The sequence below is a fragment of the Streptomyces sp. NPDC093221 genome (assembly GCF_044753885.1).
Lineage (GTDB): Bacteria > Actinomycetota > Actinomycetes > Streptomycetales > Streptomycetaceae > Actinacidiphila.
In genome coordinates, this window is sequence record NZ_JBIVOA010000005.1 from 208,761 (window position 1) to 226,847 (window position 18,087).

The following is an 18,087-nucleotide window of genomic DNA, read 5'->3' on the forward strand; positions in this document are numbered from 1 at the left end:
CTGGAATCCGGTGGCGCGGTGGAGATCCAGCGGCGCACTGGAATCCGGTGGCGCGGTGGAGATCCAGCGGCGCACTGGAATCCGGTGGCGCGGTGGAGATCCAGCGGCGCGCTGGAATCCGGTGGTGCGGGGAGATCAGGCGTCCGCTCATGCGAGGCCAGACACCGTTAACGATTATCACATGCGGCGGCATCTGGCCCTTTCACCTCGCATTCGCCGGGCGCCCCACGAAAACCGTTCCCTGGACCCGCTCGCCCCCCGGACACGCCCTAGCGCCGCAGCCCGAGCGCCTCGCGGCCCGCGTACCGCGCCTGCGTCCCCAGCTCCTCCTCGATCCGGATGAGCTGGTTGTACTTGGCGGTGCGGTCGGAGCGCGACAGCGAACCCGTCTTGATCTGGCCGCAGCCGGTCGCGACGGCCAGGTCGGCGATGGTGGTGTCCTCGGTCTCGCCGGAGCGGTGCGACATCACGACGGTGTAGCCCGCGCGGTGCGCGGTGCCGACGGTCGCCAACGTCTCGGTGAGCGTGCCGATCTGATTGACCTTCACCAGAACGGAGTTGGCGACGCCGTCGCGGATTCCCTCGCGCAGCAGCGTCTCGTTGGTGCAGAAGACATCGTCACCGGTGAGCTGGCAGCGGTCGCCGAGCCGCGCCATGAGCAGCCGCCAGCCGTCGCGGTCGTCCTCGGCCATCGGGTCCTCGATGGACGCCACGGGGTAGTTCGCCACCAACTGGGCCAGGTACTCGGCGTGTTGCTCGACGCTGCGGCGTACGCCCTCGCCGGTGTAGTCGTAGACCCCGTCGCGGAAGAACTCCGACGCGGCGGGGTCCATGACGACGGTGATGTCGGTGCCGGCCTTGTACCCGCTGCGCTCGACGGCGCGTACGACGAAGTCCAGCGCCTCTTCGGCGGTCCGCAGGTCGGGGGCGAAGCCGCCCTCGTCGCCGACCGCGGTGCTGTGCCCCGCGGCCAGCAGGTCGCCGCGCAGGGTGTGGAAGACCTCGGAGCCGATGCGTACGGCCTCGGCGAAGGTGGCCGCGCCGATCGGCGCGATCATGAACTCCTGGAAGTCCAGCGGATTGTCGGCGTGCGCGCCGCCGTTGACGATGTTCATCATCGGCACCGGCAGCAGCCGGGCGTCCACGCCGCCGACGTAGCGGTAGAGCGGCAGCCGGTGCGCGTGCGCGGCGGCCTTGGCGGTGGCCAGGGAGACGCCGAGGATCGCGTTCGCGCCGAGCCGGGACTTGTCGGGCGTGCCGTCCAGCTCGATCAGCGCCGCGTCCACGGCGGCCTGGTCCTCCGCCTCCAGGCCGACGACGACGTCCACGATCGACTCGTTGACGGCGTCGACGGCCCGCCGAACTCCCTTGCCGTGGAAGCGGGCCGGGTCCTCGTCGCGCAGTTCCACCGCCTCGCGGGCGCCGGTCGAGGCTCCGGAGGGTACGGCCGCGCGGCCGGTGGAACCGTCGGCCAGCTCGACGTCGACCTCGACGGTCGGATGGCCCCGGCTGTCGATGATCTCGCGGGCGACGACGCGGGTGATGGTGTTCCTGGCGGCCATGGCGGTGGTGCTCCTCACGTGCGGTGCGGACGACAACGACGCGGACGACGACGACGCGGACGACGACGACGCGAACGGCGACGACGCGGATGACGATGACACGGACGGCGACGAATAAGTTCCGAGCGAGAACAAAGTGAGTTCAGAAAGTGAATGTACTCTGTGCGGATGAGGATGCACAACGCCGACGAGGACTGCGGGATCGCCCAGGCCGCCGTGGTGATGGCCGACTGGTGGAACGTGCTCGTGCTGCGCGAAATCGCGCGCGGCCACGTGCGGTTCGACGCCCTGGCCTCCGAACTCGGCCTCTCCCGCAAGGTGCTCACCGAACGGCTCGGCGCGCTCGTCGCCCGCGGCGTCCTGCGGCGCAGCCTCTACCAACGCCGCCCGGTCCGCTACGAATACCTGCTCACCGACTCGGGACTCGCCCTGCTCCCGCTGCTGGTGGCGATGCAGGACTGGGGCGACCGCTGGGTCCTCGGCGACGGGTCGGCCACGGCGACCGCGCCGCCGGACGGGGCGGAGCACGCACGCGTGCACGCCCTGGCGGGCGGCGGTACCGGTACGGGTACGGGTACGGGTACGGGTACGGGCGCGCGGCTGCCCGCGGATCTCCGACTGCCCGCGAGCGACGGCGCCGAGCGCCCCGTCGTCGCCCCGGACGCCGCCGCCACCGTTCTGTTCACCTACCCCGGCACCGGCGTCGACTGGGGCGAGGACCCGATCCCCGGCGCGCCCGGCTGCACACTGGAGAACCGGCTCTTCCGCGACGCCTACGCCGACTTCCGCCGCGCCGACGTCGCCGTTCACGGCGTCAGCACCCAACTCCCCTACGAACAGGCGGCCTTCGCCGCCGCCGAAGCCGTCCCGTACCCGCTGCTCTCCGACGCCCAGCAACGTCTGGCCGCCGCCCTGCGGCTGCCGACCTTCCGCGGGGCCGGGCGGCTCCGCCTCAAACGGCTCATCCTCGTCCTCGCCCCCGACCGCACCGTGCGGCACGTCCTCTTCCCCGTCGAGGACATTCCGGCGGCCGTCGAGGAGACGCTGCGCCTGGCGACGGCAGGCCCCTGACCGTCCGCGCAGGAGCTATCCAGCCTGGTCCCGCGACTGGTGGGCGCCCGGCGTATGGCCGAAGGTGCGGCGGAAGACGTCGATGAAGGCGCTGGCGGACGACCAGCCGCACCGGTGGGCCACGGCGGTGACCGAGGTGTTCTCGGCGAGCAGCACCAGAGCGTGGTGCAGGCGGAGTTGGGTGCGCCACTGCGGGAAGGTCATGCCGAGGTCGCTCTTGAAGAGCCGGGACAGCGTACGGTCGCTGGCGCCGACCTGGCGGCCGAGGGCGGTCAGCGTACGGTCGTCGGCCGGGTCGGCGCGCAGGATCGCGCACAGGGACCGGAGTTGGGGCGCGGCCGGCCAGGGCAGGTGGAGCGGCTGCTGCGGTGAGGCGCGCAGTTCGTCGAGCAACACCGCGCGCAGGCGGGCCCGTTCGGGGCTGCCGTCGTCGGGGGTGCGGGTGTGGGCGAGGAGCAGTTCGCGCAGCAGGGGGGCGACGGCCAGGACGGTCGGGGTGTCGAGGCCGAGCGGGTTCTCGTTCTCCGGGAGGCCGACCAGGTGGAGTTCGAGTTCGCCGTGGGCCTGGTGGGCGTGGACCGTACCGGCGGGGACCCAGATGGCGCGGGTGGCGGGGGCGACCCAGGAGCCCGCGCTCGTGGTGATGGCCAGCACTCCGCGTCCGGCGTAGACGATCTGGTGGTCGTCGTGCCGGTGCGGGTCGATCTCCGCGCCGGGGGCCAGCCGCTCGGTACGGGTCGGCGCGACCGGCTCATGGCGGATTTTCGTCATTGGTTGGCAGTTTATCGGAAGCCCGACATATCACCGCCTGAAGACCATGGGTGACGTGCCGAAAAACACCTCGATCACGCTGCTGTCCTTCGGGCATGCCTGCGTCGACATCTACCAGGGCGCCGTCGCGGCGCTCGTCCCCTACTTCGTCGCCGAACGCGCCTACAGCTACGCCGCCGCCTCCGGCATCGTGCTCGCCGCGTCCGTCCTGTCCTCCGTGGCCCAGCCGCTGTTCGGCCTGCTCACCGACCGGTGGGCGATGCCGTGGCTGCTGCCGGTGAGCACCGTCCTCGGCGGTGCGGGCATCGCACTCAGCGGCGTCAGCGGCTCGTACGCGCTCACGCTCGTCTTCGTCGCGGTCTCCGGCGTCGGCGTGGCCGCGTACCACCCGGAGTCCGCGCGCGTCGCCCGCCTCGCGAGCGGGGGCAGCCACAGCGCGATGGGGTGGTTCTCGGTGGGCGGCAACATCGGCTTCGCGCTGGCCCCGCTCATGGTCGCCGCCGTCGTCGCGACGGGCGGCCTGCGCCTCACCCCGCTGCTGGTGCTGCCCGCGCTCGTCGGCAGCGTGCTGTGCCTGCCGGTGCTGCGCGAGCTGGAACGGCGGCGCTCCACCGGGACCTCGGCCGCCGTCGCCGCCGGGCGCGACGACAGGGCGTCCTTCGTGAAGCTCTCCGTGGCCGTGGTCTTCCGCTCGATCGTCTTCATCGGCCTGAGCACCTTCATCTCGCTGTACGCCAAGCAGCGCATGGGCGGCAGTGAAGTGGCGGGCACCGCCGCGCTGTTCGTCCTCTACATCGGCGGCGCGATCGGCTCCGTCCTCGGCGGCTCGCTGGCCGGCCGCTACGACCGCGTCACCGTCACCCGCTGGTCGTATCTGGTCTCGATCCCGTCCGTCGCGGGCGTCATCCTCGTCCCGGGACCGGCCCTCTACCTCTTCGTCGCCCTCACCTCGATCGGCCTCTACGTCCCCTTCTCCCTCCAGGTCACCCTCGGCCAGGACTACCTCCCCACCCGTGTCGGCACCGCCAGCGGCATCACGCTCGGGCTCACCGTCAGCATCGGCGGCCTCGCCACCCCCGTCATCGGCGCGGTCGCCGACGCCACCTCGCTGCGTACCGCTCTCGCCCCGCTCATCGTCATGCCCGCCCTGAGCTGGCTGCTGTTCCGGTCCCTCCCCGAGCCCACCGCGCCCCGCTCGTCCCCCGCCGCCGCGCCGGAGGACGCGGCCACCGACCCCGCCCTCGCGGGCTAATCCGCGACACGTCGACCGGGCCGCCTCCCGCGCCCCCGGGCCACGGCCCACCAGACTGTCCCCATGTCATCCCCCCGCCGCCGCTGCCCCCAGTGCGGCCGAGAGATCGCCGTCGTGGCGGGCCGCATCGCCCGCCACGACCCACCCCCCGGCCCCCGCACCGCCACCCTCGTCTCCTGCCCCGGCTCCAAATCCCCCGCCGCCCCCACCGCCGCCCAACGCACCCTGGACGGCTACACCATCCCCGACTTTCCCGGCCAACTCCCCTTGTTCTAGACATATCGCCGCACCCACGGAAACGGCGGTCCGCACGGGCCGCTGAATCCGGCCGAGTTGACCGGTCAGATCGGTGAATTCCTAGACAGATAGGTCGAAACGGTCAATGTGGAATCCGGACTTCCGTTTCGGGGAGAGGGACAATACGGTGATACGGCGCCGTCCGGGCGCCGGGAAGGGGGTGCGGGATGAGCGTGTACATGTGGCCTCCCGCCGTGGTGCCGGGGCCGTACACCATCACTACCGAGGAGATCCTCGCCGAGGTCAACGGCCGTCACCCGGGGGCGAGTTGGCTGAAGCGCGCGGACGGGATGGCCAAGAACACCGGGATCGGGGAGCGGCGGTGGATGCAGCCCCTGGAGGCGATCACGGCGCCGAGCCGCAGCGGCTTCCCCGGGCCCGCGGCCTCAGCGGCGGGCGAGACGGGCGAGACCGGCACGCCGGCCGAGGCGGGCCCGCCGGTGCCGCAGACCGTCGAGGAGCGCACCGCGTCGGTGTGGGTCACGGTCCAGGACTGCGCGGAGCGGGCGGCCCGCCAGGCGCTGGAGACCGCGGGAGTCACCCCTGACCAGGTGGATTACGTGGTCACCAGCAACTCGACCACCCCCGCCCTGCCGGGCCTGGACATCGCCTTGTTCAACCGGCTCGGGCTGCGCGAGGACGTGCTGCTGCTGCCGTTCTCGCAGTGGGCCTGCATCGCCGGTACCCGGTCGCTGGCCACCGCTTCGAAACTGCTGGCCGCCGACCCCGGCGCGACGGTGCTGATCGTCATCGCGGAGGCGCTGAGCACCACCTACCAGCCCGACGACACCGGCATCGACTCGCTGCTGATGCGGCTGCTGTTCGCCGACACCGCGGTCGCCGCCGTCGTCCGCGGCCGGCCGGACCAGGGCGCGTTCCTGCGGCTGGACGCCGCGTGGCACCGCACGGTGCCCGGCACCGCCGACATCCACCGGCTGCACACCCGCGCCGACGGGGTGCACTACGAGATGGACCGCTCGGGGCCCAAGTGGGTGCAGTCGACGCTCCCGCCGATGTGGGAGTGGGTGCGCGGCCGTCACACCGACCCGGACTGGCACCCGGACCTGCTGGTGGCCCACCCGGGCGGCACCCGCGTCCTGGAACTCATCCAGGAGAGCGTCCCGAGCTCCTGGCCCGACGTCCCGGGGCCCTGGACCGACCACCTGCTGGACCACTCCTGGAGCAGCATCGTCACCGGCAACCGTGGCGGCGCCGCCGTATTCGACGTCCTCGACCGCGCCCTCAGCGCGGGCGTACCCGCCGGAGCCCGGACCGTGCTGTACGGAGCGGCGCCGGGACTGACGGCCACCGCGATGGACGGAGTGTGGCTCTAGCCCGCCGTACGGGACGCGCGGATCACAGGGCCGGTCCGGGCCCAACTGCCCGCCGCCGACGGTCAGTCCGGGTGACACCTACTCGCCGCCAGCGTTCAGTCCGGGGCGCAGCTGCCCGCCGCCGACCGTCAGTGCGGATCACGCCCACCCGCCGCCGAGAGTCGGCCCTGGTCACAACTGCCCGCCCTTGACAGCCAGTTGCGCCCACACCGTGCGCTCCCCCGCGGTCTCCCCGAGCCGCGTCCCCCACGCGGCACTCGTGTGCTGGACGACGAGGAGCCCGCGTCCGCTGGTCTCGGACACCGCGGGGCGGGCGGCCCGCGGCCTGCCGTGCGAGGGGCCGGTGACCTCGCAGATCAGACGGTCGGACAGGTGCAGCAGCCGGAGGGTCACCGGGCCGCCGGTGCCGAACCGCAGGGCGTTGGTGACGAGTTCGGACACCACCAGGGCGCTGCGGCCGTGGGGGTCGGCGATGCCCCACTCGGCGGTGCGGGCGCCGGTCCACGCCCGTGCGCGGGCGACCGCCGTGAGATCGCCCGCGGGCAGGCGGAGTGCGGGCATGTCGGCCGCGGGCAGGCCGTCCATGCGCGCCAGGAGCAGCGTGAGGTCGTCGTGCTGCGGCGGCGGCCCGGTGACGTGGTCGACGACCGGGCCGACGACGGCGCTCAGGTCGCCGGTCGCGTAGTGCCAGGACAGTGCCTCCAGCAGGGCGGTCATCCCGTCGTCGAGGTCGCGGCCCGGGTGCTCCACGAGGCCGTCGGTGTAGAGCCCGATCAGGGCGCCCGGCTCGGCGGTGACCTCCAGGGCCTCGTACGGTTCCTCGCGGGCCGTGCCCAGCGGCGGGTGCAGCGGCGGGGCGAGCAGTTCCGCGGCCCCGTCCGGGTGGACCAGCACCGGCGGCAGGTGCCCGGCGCTGACCACGGTGAGCCGCCGGGCGGCCGGGTTGTACACGGCGTAGCAGCAGGTCGTGCCCAGCGCCGCCGCCGCGGCGCCCAGTTCGCCGTCGGTCTCGGCGGTCGCGTGCAGGCTCCCCACGAGGGTGTCCAGGTGGGTCATCACCTCGACCGGCGGGTGGTCGGCGGCGGCCAGGGTCTGGGCGGCCTGGCGCAGTGTGCCCATGACGGCGGCGGCTGCCAGGCCGTGTCCGACGGCGTCGCCGATCACCAGCGCGATCCGGCCGCCCGACAGGCCGATGACGTCCATCCAGTCGCCGCCGAGGCCGGCGCTGTCGGGTGCGGCGGGCCGGTAGGCGCCCGCGGTGTGCATCGCCCGGCTCGGCGAGTGCGGCGGGCGCAGCCTGCGCTGGAGCGCCAGGACCTGCCGGTGCTCGCGCTGATGACGGCGCCCGTGCTCCAGATTCATCGCGGCGCGGAAGGCCAGTTCCTGGACGGCGAGCTGGTCGTCGCCGTCGAAGGCCCCGCGGGGGTTGTCCTCACGCCGCCAGACCGCGACCGTGCCGAGTACGCGCTGCCGCCGGTCGGCGTCGGGGACGGTCAGCGGCGCGAAGGCCACCGCGAGCGGGCCGTGGTCCGGCACCAGGGCCCGTATCAGGTCCGGGTCGTCGCCCAGGGCCCGCTCGATGGCGGCGCGGTCGGGCAGCACGGTGACGCCGGGGTGACCGGTGGTGTCGGAGGCGGGGTGGGCGGGCAGGTCCGGCAGGCGCTCGCCCAGGCGGAGGAAGCCGCGCGGCCACGGCCGGTTCCCCGCGCGGGCGTACGCGGCGCGGCACAGCGGCTCGGTCCGATCGGGCAGGTCCCCGCTCCACAGGCACTGCGCCAGCGACACCGTGACGGCGTCACCCCAGGGCAGCAGCCCTTCGGCGAGCTGGCGCGCCGTCGTTTCGATCTCCAGGGAGGTGCCCAGGGTCGAGGAGGCGGCGAAGACGTCGAGCTGGGCGCTGACGTCGATCAGGCTGATCACCACCCGGCCCGGAGCCGCCGGGAGGACCGAAAGCGACACCACCGCGGGCGTTCCGTCCGGCCGGATCATGCGCTGGACCCGCGCCAGCAGCGGGCGGCCGGTGGCCAGTACCCGCTCCACCCGGGCGGCGATCGCCGCCGCGTCCTCGGTCGGGAAGAGGTCGGTCGCCCGCGCGCCCGATCCGTCGACCACCCCGTCGAGCCAGGTCCCGGCCAGATCGGCCTCCAGCACGGTCAGCCGCTCGTCGACGACGATGATGCCGAGCGTGTCGTCCGACCCCGCCCCCGACGGCGCGCTCAGCGCACTGGGCGGCTGCTGCGGAATCATCTCCGTCAGCACGGCACCGACCCGGCCGCCCGCACCGGACGCACCCTCGGAAGAAGCGTGGCTGGAGTTGGGGCTGGTCATCACGGCAAAGTCCGATCATCCGCCAACGGTTGATTTCAGACATTACGGACAATTAGTCAATAAAAACATAAAGAGCAGGTAAAGCGACTCTTTGTTCACCATGACTCACACGGTGTACGGGCCGCGCGATCAGCCCCTCCCGGTGGACCCGCACGCCCCCACCTGCGGTCCACGTGCCGCGCGACTCCCGGCAAGAGCCCTCGGGACACCCAGGAGCACATCAAGGACGCACGACGCCGCCCGCCCGACCGCGCTCGCGCCACCCGTACTCGACGCCCTGCACCGATTCGCCCGGCGCTGAGACCGGCCGCGTGCACACCGGACCTCCACGGCACGGGCTCGCCAACAGGGTCGGGCCGCCGGTGTCCGCCCAGCGCCCCGGGCGAGCCCAAGGGGGCGGTGGCGGGAGACGAGTCGAGCTGTACGCCGGGGACGGTACTGGGCCTCGGCGTAGGGGGCTCTGAGCTGCGGAAATTGCGCAGTCTCCCAGTCGTGGTGCACATCGCGTGCACACCCTGTGAATGCTCATGGCTAGGCATGGGTGGCGTTCCCCTCTCGCTCGGCGCACGCCACCAGTGCAGCCACCGACAGACCCGGCGGGGCCGGAATGCCGTAGAGCTCTGCGAACGATGCGGGCGCGTGGTCCCAGTCCACCTCCCATACGAGATAGCCGTATGTGTCCAGCGTCTCCGCCAGGCGTGCGTGACGCATCCGCGCCTGGACCTTGCGTGGCTCGACGCCGGAAGCCACCAGAACCGCGTCAGCGAAGTGCCGCAGGTCCCGGAACGTCGTCCCCTGCGGCACCTTGATCCCCCGGGCCCGGGCCTTTGCCTTCGCCAGGTCGAAAGCCCGGCACAGTGCGCCTTCCCGTACCGGGGTCCAGTAGCGGGTCACAGTGACCAGGTCCGCGTACTCCTCGGGGATCGGTGGCAGGCCGCGCCGCTCCCGCTTGCGAAGCGCCGTGGGCGGCAGCGGAGCCCGCCAACGCGCCAAGTGCGCCTTGTACTCGGCCAGCAGGAACGAGCCGACCGCCAGCGGCGCCTTGCTGGCATCCGTCTTCAGCGGGGCCGCCCTGCCACGCTGCCGCTGCTCCTCGACGAGTTGCCGACCCGGTACCGACTCCATGTCCGTACGACGCACTCCTGCAGCTTCCATGGATCGCAAGGCTTGAAGCGCCCCGAACCAGATCAGCAACCTGTAGTGAGGGTCGATGTCATCGGCCAGGGCCACCATGTGCTCCCAAGGCGCTCGGACGAGTACCCTCTGATACCGACCCGTTGTGAGCGAATCACCGGCTTGGCCGGTGTCACAGATCCCGCCCTCCTCCCAGGAACCATGATCGAGAGCAGCGCACGCCGTAAGGATGGCACGGCCTCCTGGGCATCAACGCCTGGCACGCAGCGCAGCATGCAGTCGAACACAAGCCGAGACACGAAACCCGAGAAGGCTCTTCGCCAAGCGGTTCACTCTTTGGGTCTTCGGTACAAGGTGTCGATCCGCCCACTCCCGAAGGTCAGGCGCACCGCAGACCTGGTCTTCACGCGGGTTCGCCTTGCCGTCTTCATGGATGGCTGCTTCTGGCACGGCTGCCCAGGCCACCACACGTTGTCAGCGACCAATACGGACTACTGGACCAAGAAGTACGAGGTGAACCGTCGACGCGACCGGCAGACGGACGAGTGGCTCCGTGAAGCCGGATGGGAAGTCCTCCGTTTCTGGGAGCACGAAGACCCGAAGACCGCCGCGCAGGGGGTACGCGAGGTGTACAACCGGCGACGGAATGAGATCGATCAAGTTCATGCCGAGCGTGCAAAGGCGCGCCAGAGGCGGAACGCATCACGCTCTTGACTTCAGCCTCGTCCGACACCGGGGCCTGCCAGACTGAACGGCATGATTCGCGAACCTGCGGAAATCAAGATCGACGAGAACGGGCGCGTCGAGCTGCCTCTCGGGCTCCTCGCCGAAGCCGGCCTCTCCCCCGAGAGCTCGATCGTGGCCTTCAGCCGAGGCGACGGGCGCATCGTGCTTCGGCGAGCCGAGGACGCCATGCGCGACCTGGTCGAGAATGGGACGTTGGACTGATCACGTGCCGGTAGGTCGAAGCCCTTGCGCCATCCGGCTGATCACGCCTGGGCCGGTGATCACCCGTTGTCCGGCGGCGACGGGCGCGCAGGGAGCTGATCCGTGTCACCCACCAGCCAGCGCAGGAACTCGATCACGTGCGCGTTTATGTCCGAGTCGACCTCGGCTACCGCCCACTTCGCTCGTTCGTAAAGGTCAGGAGGCGGACGGAAGACGACCGCCGGATATCTGTGTCGACTCGGCATACCGATAGGGTCCCACGGTGGCCGGCCACCGTGAACAGGCGTTATTCTGTCAGATCGACGATGACGACCCGCTGAGGGGAGATCGAGGCGGCCACGTTCGGGACATCCTCGTGATCGCCTCCGCGGACCGCATACAGCCTGGAGACTACGTGCCCGACCCCCTGATTGTGGATCTTTTCGCCGGTCCCGGTGGGCTGGACGTGGCTGCCAGTTGGCTGGGGGTCCCCGCCGTCGGCATCGAGCTGGACTCCGAGGCTTGCGCGACGCGCACGGCGGCAGGCTTGGCCACCGTGTCAGGCGACGTGAAGGCCTACCGCCCGGCTGATTTTCGGGAGGCGAAGGTTCTTGCCGGGGGTCCTCCCTGCCAGACGTATACAGTCGCGGGTGGGCGCGATGGAGGCGCTGGGCGCCGGGCACTCACGCAGGTACTCCGCTTGGCCGACCTCATGGCCGAGAGCAAGAACAACAAGAGGAAAAGGGCCAAGGTCGAAGCCGAACTCACCGAGCTCGCCAAAGCCCCGGGAGACAAAGGCCGAACGGGCTTGGTGCTCGAACCTCTGCGGTGGGCGCTGACCGCCGCGGCAGAAGGGGAACCGTACGAAGCAATCGTGCTGGAACAGGTCACCACCGTGATGCCCGTATGGGATGCCTACGCTGCGATCCTGAGGGACGAGGGCTATTCGGTCGAGACCGCCGTGCTGCGTGCTGAGGAGTACGGGGTGCCGCAAACCCGTAAGCGTGCGGTGCTGATCGCCCGACGTCGCGGACCGGCAATGCTGCCGGAGAAGACCCACCGCCCGTTCCGCAAGAAGCCCACGCCGGAGGAAGAGGGCAGGCGGTCCTATGTGACGATGGTGGACGTGCTCGATCGTCTGGCGCCGTTCGAGGTCATCTCCAACTACGGCACCGGAGGAGACCCCAAGGCGCGTGGCAGGCGGCAACACGATGAGCCGGCGTTCACCGTCACGGGAAAAATTCGCAGAAACAAGGTGGGGCCTCCGGGCCAGCCCGACGCCGATCCTCGTTTCGACGACGCCGAGGCCGGACAGCTGCAGAGCTTTCCCAGGGACTTTCCGTGGCGAGGGAAGGATATTCCCCAACAAATCGGCAACGCCATCCCCCCCCTCCTCGGCGTCCACATCCTCGCCGCCGCGCTGGGCCTGGGGAACGAAGCTCGCGACGCCGCCGTGAAGAAGGCCATCGCCTGCCATGCGGCGGCACCGGAGTCGGCGCCATTGCCAGCCGGACACCGGAGCAACGGGGTGGAAGTGCCGGAGCTGTTCCCCCTTCAGGTGGCTTCGCCGCTTAAGCAGCCGGTGTGAAACAACACGTCGTGGCGGGCGAATGTGCCCGTCCGCCATAGCGCGCACTCGACCGCCGGCCCCGTTCCGATAGTGCCAGCATGCGAGCCGATACGGGCGAGCCGGCGTCGTTGTCGGTGCTGATCGGTAGCGTAAGCAAGTGGAAGTACGTCGTGTCGGTCAGGCGGGGGACGCCGACTGGCCGTGATCACTTGTGAGGCATGGTGGGAGATCCGCGTATGGACGCGGCCTGGGTGCGTTTTCAGAGCATGCTCGACGGGATGCTCCCGCACGAGGCCACGCAGCAACTGCACGATCTCTTCGTTCCCGACGAGGTGATCGAGGAGATGCTGCGGCGCCACGAAGCTGCCACGACGGAGATCGTCAGCCTTCGTGAGCCGTTGGCAGTGGGTCGGGAGAACGCCGTTCGCTGGTACGGGGGATCGCGAGCAGGGGACAAGAACTGGCCGGCGTTCGAAAAGCGTCTGCGGCGCTATCTGGACCCAGATGAGGTCAGGAAGATCGATGAGGCCTCCGGCCGGGTCGTCGCGATGCTCGATCACCCGAAGACCCCGAACTTCCGTTCCCGAGGCCTGGTCATCGGGCACGTGCAGTCCGGCAAGACGAGCAACTTCACGGCCGTGGTGAGCAAGGCCGCAGACCGCGGCTACCGCATGTTCATCGTCTTGTCCGGCGTGCACAACTCACTGCGGCGGCAGACGCAGACCCGGCTCATCCGAGATCTCGTGGATCTCAATCCACCGCTGTGGCATCAGATAACCAAGCCCGAGCACGACTTCCAGCCTCCGCCGAACGCTCAATCCTTCCTCGCCTCCAAGGACCAGTACCTGCTCCTGGTGGTCAAGAAGAACGGCCCGGTACTCAAGAAATTGCGAGACTGGCTGGAGCAGGCACGAGAGCAGCTCGGGAACTGCCCCACGTTGATCATCGATGACGAGGCCGATCAAGCGACCCTCGCCACGCGCCGGATCAACCCGCTCATCCGCGATGTGATCGGCCGCATCCCCAAGGTCTGCTACGTGGGTTACACCGCGACGCCTTTCGCCAACCTCCTCGTCGACCCGGTGGACGAGGAGGACTTCTACCCTCGAGACTTCATCCTCAGCCTTCCTCGTGGAGAGCGATACCAAGGACCCGAGACCTTGTTCGGCCGGAATCCGCTCGACCATGAAGACCCGTCCGAGGTCCCCGGCGGACTCGACATGATTCGCAGCATCCCCGTCGACGAACTGGCTGCACTGCGGCCCGCGAAAAAGGCCGACGTACCTGGCTTCGCCCCCGAAGCGACTCCTTCGCTTCGCCGCGCCGTCCTCTGGTTCTGGCTGGCCACCGCCGCACGGGATGCACGGGGACAGAGCGACCAGCATTCCTCGATGCTGGTCCACGCACACTCCGATACGCGTGTCCACGACTCCTACGGCCCCGTGCTCCAGAGGCTTCTCGACGAGGTCGTTCAGGGAATCCGCGAGCGGAACGGCGTAGTCGAGGAGCTGCGGGCGCTCTGGAACGAGGAGTCCCGCCGAGTGGAACCGACGGATGCGAAGCGGGGCCTGGACTTCGAGGCCGTGTCGCCGGCGCTGGACTCGGTCGTTTCGACGACGAGAATCGTGATGGACCATTACCGCAGCACCGACCGTCTGGATTATGACTCCGGGCCGGTCAACGTCATCGCAGTGGGCGGGAACACCCTGTCCCGGGGTCTCACCCTGGAGGGGCTCGTGGTCAGCTTCTTCGTCCGCTCGTCCAACGTCTACGACACGCTGCTGCAGATGGGGCGCTGGTTCGGGTATCGGCCCGGTTACGAGGATCTCCCCCGCATCTTCATGCCGGACGAGACCCGGCGCTGGTTCGCCCATCTGGCGACGGTCGAGGCGGAAATGCGCGTCGAGATCGACCGCTACCTCACCGAGCACCTCACGCCGCTCGATTTGGCGCCTCGTATCAGGTGTCACCCGAAGATGAAGGTGACCGCCCCTTCGAAGTCCAAGAGCGCGGTCAGGGCCGCGGCCTCGTACGGCGGTCAACTCGTCGAGACCCGCTACTTCCCGCGTGAGAAGAACATCGAGGACGAGCGGTGGCATGCCGAAAACGCCGTAGCCGTCAGGAAGTTGTTGGCCGGTGCGCATCGCGACGGGACCGTCGACAGCGGTGTCACCGCCGGTCGTGCCCTATGGCGGGGTGTGCCGATGGATCACGTGCTCACGTTCATCGATGAGTACGAATTCCACCCCAAGGCGCTCGACGCGGCTCGTAGCCTGATGCGGGACTACGTCATCAAGAGGAACAAGAATTCCGGCGCGTTGGCCTTGTGGAACATCGGGGTCATCGGGAAGAAGCCGACCGCCCCAGGCGACCACATCGATCTACCGAACGGTGCAGCGGTCGATCCCGTGGTCCGCACCCGCCTCGCGTCGAGCGGCGATGAATCGGTCGCCGACATAAAAACCCTCACAGGTTCCCGCGACGAGGCCCTCGACCTCGCCGTCCCGAAGGACGAGGAGCAGGTGAACCGCATCGTCCTCCAGCGGTTGAGGGTGGCCCAACAGCCCGAGCGGGGCCTCGTCCTCCTCTATCCGATCGACGCCAAGGCCCCGGTGCCGATCACCCGTAGGAACGGTCAGGAGCGGCCTGTGGAGGGGCGCGCCCCGCTGGACGCTCCCGGCGTGATCGTGTGGGGCGTCGCGCTCGTCTTTCCGAAGCCGACCAGCGGGCACGACCTTGGCGTCGAGTACGACTACCTTCAGGCCGATCTCTCTCGCGTGTTCCCCTCCGCGGGGGAGGACGAAGACGAAGATCTCTCGGTACTCGAGCAGGACCTCGACGCCAGCGCGGAGCCTGTCGCATGACCGACCACCGCTGGTCTGTGGCGTCTCTGCGACTGCGAGAGCTCCTCGAAGGCCTTTGGGACCGGCTCGATCGACAAGCCCTCATGGAGACCGAAGGCGCGATGATCACGACGGCACTGGAAGCCGGCACTCCACACGGGGCACTTCGCCTGGGGCGGGATGCCGACGGGCAGCGCCATCTGCTGGTGCCCATCGGTTCGAGCGACCGAGTCGACGACGATCTCCGGAGCGCCGGTATACACCTGACCACGCGGACATTGTCGAGCGACGACGAACTTCCCGTCCGATACGCCGACATCGCCTGTCGGCGGCATGATCTCGCCGGGACGTTCACGGGACTGGTCGCGGACCTGACCGGCCTGATCGCCGTGAATCCCGATCGGGCGCCGTCCCTCATCGTCCGTACGCTGCACGCCTGGAGGCTCCTGCTCGGCGGTACCTCCAGCAGGTGGACGGTCCCGCGACTTGCGGGCCTATTCGCCGAACTCGTCGTACTAGAGGACCTGTTGGAAGTGGATCCGCGCGCCGTCCGTGCCTGGCTGGGCCCACTCGGCTGCCCTCAGGACTTCCGCGGCGCCCACCATGCCATCGAGGTCAAGGGGACCGTTGCCGCCGAGGGCCGTATCGTCCACATCCACGGTGCGGACCAATTGGAAACACCCGAGAACGGGACACTCGCCCTCGTCTGGATGCGCGTCACGGAGTCGACGGGCCCGGGGGCCCGGTCGATTCCCGAGATCCTCGCCGCATGTCGTGAGAAGATCGGCGACCTCGGAGCCTTGGAGACCAGGCTGGCGGCCCTCGTTCTCCCCGAGAGCGACGAAGGGCCGATGGGCGGAACCCGCTTTCTCCCGACGGAACAACGCTGGTACGAAGTGGTGGGCGATTTTCCCCGCGTCGTCCCCCAAAGTTTCGTCGACGGAGCCGTCCCCACCGGGGTCCATGGCCTGGAGTATCAGATCGATCTCGACGCGGTCTCACATCTCACCGAGTGGGAGGTCGTCCTGGACCGCTTGGGAGCCGACCTGTGAACGAGCCCGGCTGGTACGCACAACCCTTTCGCGCCGACGGCGGGATCACCGCCAGCGGCCTCCTCGGCCAGCTCGGCCGTCCCAGCCTGTCGCGTCTGACGCTGCTCGTCCGCGAAGCGGCCCAGAATTCCTGGGACGCCCGCCTGCCCGGTCACCCCGTCGTGCACTTCCGTCTTGATCTGAGCACCGTCGGTCCCGCGCACGTTGCTGCCTGGCGCCGCATGTTCTCGCTCGGTTCGTCGAGTACCGGGTACCGGAACGGGATGTTCCAGCGGCTCGCCCAAACCAGGGCCATCCGCTATCTCGCCGTCTCCGACCGCGGGGCCTCCGGGCTCGCCGGGCCGACCCGATCCGACGCCGGGAGGGCGGAGAGGAGCGAATGGGCACGGTTCGTGTTGAACAGCGGTGACCGCGACGGGGCTTCGGCCTCCTCGAGCGGGGGCACGTACGGCTACGGCAAGAGTGCTTTGTTCCAGCTGTCGAAGGTCGGCTGCGTGCTCGTCTACACGCGCTTCGAGGACGATGACGGACGCCTGCGCTCACGGTTCATCGGTGTCGCAATCCGGGAGGCCTTCTGGGACGGCGAGTCGCGGTACACCGGACGGCACTGGTGGGGGCTGCCGGAAGAAGAACACTGCGAACCCCTGATCGACGCTCAGGCGGACGCGGTCGCCCGAGAGCTGGGCATCCCGGGATTTCACGCGGCGGAGACGGGCACGACCCTCGTCGTGGTCGATCCCGACCTGACGGATCCCTCGCTCCCGGACTCGGACACGACGCCGGAACTGTCCGTGCCGGATGCGGGCACTTTTCTCGCCGATGCGGCGGCCTGGAATCTGTGGCCGATCATGCTCACGGACCGGGCCGTCCACATGGCGGTCCGGGTCACCGCGAACGGCATCGACGTCACTGTGCCGGGCGCCGAATCCGACGCAGCGCTCGCCTTTTTCGCCTCCGCTTACCGAACCGTCGCGGAAGGCTCCGGCCAGATGCTGGCCTGTGGCAAGCCGCGCAAAGATCTGGGCCTGTTGGCACACCAGTACACATACGGCGCGTCCGTGACCTCGCTCGCCGCGCGTGAACTCGGTCTCGAGGGAGCCCCTCACCACGTCTGTCTGCTGCGTGGCCCCGAGCTCGTCGTCCGCTACCACTCCGGACCAGAGAGATCGAGCCCCGACGCAGGCTATGCCGCCGTGTTCAAGGTGACCGACGAGCTGGACCAGACGTTCGCACGAGCCGAGCCACCGACCCACGATGGGTGGGAACACCAGCAGCTGCAAGGACGAGAAGCGACCTTCGTACGCACTGCCGGACGTCGTCTCAAGGAGCAGTGCGACAGACTGAGCGGCGCCCAGGCCCGGAGAGCCGTCAAGGTCGGTGCGTACGCCCTGGGCTCAGTGGCGCAACGGCTCGGACATCTGCTGGCTGGCCCCGGCGGGACCGGAACGGCTGTGCTTACCTCCAGCCCCCTCCCCGGCACTTCACGGGCTATCACGACTCCCATGAACCAGGATGGTTCTTCCGGAGTCCAGAAGCCTGCCGTGTCTTCGTACCCTCCCCCACCAGGTGATGAGGGAAGACAGGGTGGCTCCTGGTATCCGGACGGAAGAAGGCGTGGCGTCCGCAAGCCGACGTTGACCTCAGAGCCCTACTTCGAAGTGATCGATGGATTGCCGGTCATCGGGCAGCGTGTGCGGCTTCATGGACCCGGCCGGGTCGAGGGCTTCGTACGGGTCCTCACGGGTGACGGCGGAGCGGAGGGCCAGACGCCCACGGGCGCGACGCAGCCGGAGGTCCATGGTTGGCGCCTACCTCCGGACGGACGCATCGTGACCGGAGAAGTCCTCTACCACTCCGGTGATGCCGTGGACGTCGAGATGATCGTCACGGCCGTCGCCGACGTGCTCATCGACATCAACGTGGTGGGGCGTTCATGAGCGTGCGAG

At 69.6% G+C, this 18,087-nt stretch carries 15 protein-coding genes; 11 read left to right on the plus strand and 4 right to left on the minus strand.

All coding sequences use genetic code 11. From position 1 onward, the window contains the following. Positions 1–269: 269 nt before the first annotated feature. The gene (gene eno / locus ACIQCJ_RS21340; protein WP_402712219.1) at positions 270–1,562 is read right to left on the minus strand and encodes a phosphopyruvate hydratase; all 1,293 of its coding nucleotides are present in this window, start codon (positions 1,560–1,562) and stop codon (positions 270–272) included. Between eno and ACIQCJ_RS21345 the strand changes: the two genes are divergently transcribed. Then, positions 1,543–1,680 carry a hypothetical protein gene (locus ACIQCJ_RS21345; RefSeq protein WP_402712220.1) on the plus strand — a complete coding sequence of 46 codons (138 nt, stop codon included), beginning with the start codon at positions 1,543–1,545 and terminating at the stop codon, positions 1,678–1,680. The two genes, eno and ACIQCJ_RS21345, sit on opposite strands and share 20 nt — an antisense overlap. A 50-nt stretch (positions 1,681–1,730) precedes the next feature. Then, positions 1,731–2,633, plus strand: coding sequence for a winged helix-turn-helix transcriptional regulator (locus tag ACIQCJ_RS21350; RefSeq protein WP_402712221.1), 903 nt, complete (start codon positions 1,731–1,733; stop codon positions 2,631–2,633). A 15-nt stretch (positions 2,634–2,648) separates the two neighbouring features. Here ACIQCJ_RS21350 and ACIQCJ_RS21355 read toward each other — a convergent pair whose 3' ends face one another. Further along, the gene (locus tag ACIQCJ_RS21355; RefSeq protein WP_401714936.1) at positions 2,649–3,404 is read right to left on the minus strand and encodes an AraC family transcriptional regulator; all 756 of its coding nucleotides are present in this window, start codon (positions 3,402–3,404) and stop codon (positions 2,649–2,651) included. A gap of 46 nt (positions 3,405–3,450) precedes the next feature. Here ACIQCJ_RS21355 and ACIQCJ_RS21360 point away from each other — a divergent pair, with 46 nt between their 5' ends. From ACIQCJ_RS21360 to ACIQCJ_RS21370, 3 genes are all read left to right on the plus strand, one after another. Further along, on the plus strand, positions 3,451–4,656 hold the full coding sequence (locus ACIQCJ_RS21360; RefSeq protein WP_402712222.1) for an MFS transporter: 1,206 nt from the start codon (positions 3,451–3,453) through the stop codon (positions 4,654–4,656). Positions 4,657–4,719: 63 nt separating this feature from the next. Further along, the gene (locus ACIQCJ_RS21365) at positions 4,720–4,932 is read left to right on the plus strand and encodes a hypothetical protein (RefSeq protein ID WP_366823727.1); all 213 of its coding nucleotides are present in this window, start codon (positions 4,720–4,722) and stop codon (positions 4,930–4,932) included. Positions 4,933–5,120: 188 nt separating this feature from the next. Then, positions 5,121–6,287, plus strand: a complete 1,167-nt coding sequence (locus ACIQCJ_RS21370; RefSeq protein WP_402712223.1) for a type III polyketide synthase — start codon at positions 5,121–5,123, stop codon at positions 6,285–6,287. A gap of 171 nt (positions 6,288–6,458) precedes the next feature. On the opposite strand, the gene ACIQCJ_RS21375 is transcribed toward ACIQCJ_RS21370, so the two are convergent. Together ACIQCJ_RS21375 and ACIQCJ_RS21380 are read right to left on the minus strand one after the other, a co-directional pair. Beyond that, positions 6,459–8,615, minus strand: coding sequence for a SpoIIE family protein phosphatase (locus tag ACIQCJ_RS21375; protein WP_402712224.1), 2,157 nt, complete (start codon positions 8,613–8,615; stop codon positions 6,459–6,461). 531 nt (positions 8,616–9,146) lie between these two features. Beyond that, complete coding sequence (locus tag ACIQCJ_RS21380; RefSeq protein ID WP_402712225.1) at positions 9,147–9,848, minus strand: hypothetical protein; 702 nt, start codon at positions 9,846–9,848, stop codon at positions 9,147–9,149. A 102-nt stretch (positions 9,849–9,950) separates the two neighbouring features. Here ACIQCJ_RS21380 and ACIQCJ_RS21385 point away from each other — a divergent pair, with 102 nt between their 5' ends. From ACIQCJ_RS21385 to ACIQCJ_RS21410, 6 genes are all read left to right on the plus strand, one after another. Then, on the plus strand, positions 9,951–10,463 hold the full coding sequence (locus ACIQCJ_RS21385) for a very short patch repair endonuclease (RefSeq protein ID WP_402712226.1): 513 nt from the start codon (positions 9,951–9,953) through the stop codon (positions 10,461–10,463). Positions 10,464–10,505: 42 nt separating this feature from the next. Beyond that, on the plus strand, positions 10,506–10,697 hold the full coding sequence (locus ACIQCJ_RS21390) for a hypothetical protein (RefSeq protein WP_402712227.1): 192 nt from the start codon (positions 10,506–10,508) through the stop codon (positions 10,695–10,697). A gap of 262 nt (positions 10,698–10,959) precedes the next feature. Beyond that, positions 10,960–12,264, plus strand: coding sequence for a DNA cytosine methyltransferase (locus ACIQCJ_RS21395; protein ID WP_402712228.1), 1,305 nt, complete (start codon positions 10,960–10,962; stop codon positions 12,262–12,264). 218 nt (positions 12,265–12,482) lie between these two features. Further along, positions 12,483–15,110, plus strand: coding sequence for a Z1 domain-containing protein (locus ACIQCJ_RS21400; protein WP_402712229.1), 2,628 nt, complete (start codon positions 12,483–12,485; stop codon positions 15,108–15,110). After that, positions 15,107–16,141: a PD-(D/E)XK motif protein gene (locus ACIQCJ_RS21405; protein WP_402712230.1), complete on the plus strand. Its 1,035-nt coding sequence runs from the start codon at positions 15,107–15,109 to the stop codon at positions 16,139–16,141. The genes ACIQCJ_RS21400 and ACIQCJ_RS21405 overlap by 4 nt, the downstream gene beginning before the upstream one ends. After that, the gene (locus ACIQCJ_RS21410; RefSeq protein ID WP_402712231.1) at positions 16,138–18,078 is read left to right on the plus strand and encodes a hypothetical protein; all 1,941 of its coding nucleotides are present in this window, start codon (positions 16,138–16,140) and stop codon (positions 18,076–18,078) included. Before ACIQCJ_RS21405 ends, ACIQCJ_RS21410 begins: the two co-directional genes overlap by 4 nt. The last annotated feature ends 9 nt before the right edge of the window (positions 18,079–18,087 follow it).

What these genes read in the sequence shown, in the direction of transcription:
- ACIQCJ_RS21345 (WP_402712220.1), top strand. Translation starts at nt 1,543, where the DNA reads ATGGTGTTCCTGGCGGCCATGGCGGTGGTGCTCCTCACGTGCGGTGCG.
- eno (WP_402712219.1), bottom strand. Translation starts at nt 1,562, where the DNA reads ATGGCCGCCAGGAACACCATCACCCGCGTCGTCGCCCGCGAGATCATC.
- ACIQCJ_RS21350 (WP_402712221.1), top strand. Translation starts at nt 1,731, where the DNA reads ATGAGGATGCACAACGCCGACGAGGACTGCGGGATCGCCCAGGCCGCC.
- ACIQCJ_RS21355 (WP_401714936.1), bottom strand. Translation starts at nt 3,404, where the DNA reads ATGACGAAAATCCGCCATGAGCCGGTCGCGCCGACCCGTACCGAGCGG.
- ACIQCJ_RS21360 (WP_402712222.1), top strand. Translation starts at nt 3,451, where the DNA reads ATGGGTGACGTGCCGAAAAACACCTCGATCACGCTGCTGTCCTTCGGG.
- ACIQCJ_RS21365 (WP_366823727.1), top strand. Translation starts at nt 4,720, where the DNA reads ATGTCATCCCCCCGCCGCCGCTGCCCCCAGTGCGGCCGAGAGATCGCC.
- ACIQCJ_RS21370 (WP_402712223.1), top strand. Translation starts at nt 5,121, where the DNA reads ATGAGCGTGTACATGTGGCCTCCCGCCGTGGTGCCGGGGCCGTACACC.
- ACIQCJ_RS21375 (WP_402712224.1), bottom strand. Translation starts at nt 8,615, where the DNA reads ATGACCAGCCCCAACTCCAGCCACGCTTCTTCCGAGGGTGCGTCCGGT.
- ACIQCJ_RS21380 (WP_402712225.1), bottom strand. Translation starts at nt 9,848, where the DNA reads ATGGTGGCCCTGGCCGATGACATCGACCCTCACTACAGGTTGCTGATC.
- ACIQCJ_RS21385 (WP_402712226.1), top strand. Translation starts at nt 9,951, where the DNA reads ATGATCGAGAGCAGCGCACGCCGTAAGGATGGCACGGCCTCCTGGGCA.
- ACIQCJ_RS21390 (WP_402712227.1), top strand. Translation starts at nt 10,506, where the DNA reads ATGATTCGCGAACCTGCGGAAATCAAGATCGACGAGAACGGGCGCGTC.
- ACIQCJ_RS21400 (WP_402712229.1), top strand. Translation starts at nt 12,483, where the DNA reads ATGGACGCGGCCTGGGTGCGTTTTCAGAGCATGCTCGACGGGATGCTC.
- ACIQCJ_RS21405 (WP_402712230.1), top strand. Translation starts at nt 15,107, where the DNA reads ATGACCGACCACCGCTGGTCTGTGGCGTCTCTGCGACTGCGAGAGCTC.